1 protein-coding gene is annotated in these 401 nt (G+C 78.6%); it reads left to right on the top strand.

Annotation, left to right across the window (positions count from 1 at the left end; all coding sequences use genetic code 11):
• Positions 1–401, top strand: a 401-nt coding sequence (locus I6F37_RS43135) for a hypothetical protein (protein ID WP_225154853.1), incomplete at both ends; no start/stop codon positions are given.

Below are 401 nucleotides of genomic sequence, written 5' to 3'. Positions count from 1 at the left end.
GCACGTTCCTGCGGGAGGGCGAGGCCCTCCACCAGTTCGGCGAGGGCACCGAGGCGGGCGGCACTCCCGACGACGGCCTGCGCCACACCCCCGGCTTCCAGTACGACGCGGCGACCGCGGCCGCGATGCGCCACCTCGACCTCAGCCGGGTGCCGGCCGCGACGCCGCTCGCCGACCGGGTGCTGCTGCTGAGCCGCGAGGACCGCCCGGCGCCGCTGGCCATCGCGGAGCGGCTCGCCGCCGAGCCCTCGCTGGAGTCGCTGCCGGCCTGGGACCAGGACCGGCTGCTCGACCTGGCGCCGAGCGACAACTTCGTGCCCCAGCGGGCGCTGGGCGAGGTCGTCGCCTGGCTGGCCCGAGGCCTGGAGTCCGCCCCGCCGGTGCCCGTCGCGGCCCCGACG

The sequence above is a fragment of the Bradyrhizobium sp. NBAIM08 genome (assembly GCF_020193935.1).
Lineage (GTDB): Bacteria > Pseudomonadota > Alphaproteobacteria > Rhizobiales > Xanthobacteraceae > Bradyrhizobium > Bradyrhizobium yuanmingense.
This window is presented reverse-complemented; position numbering and strand designations above follow the sequence as displayed.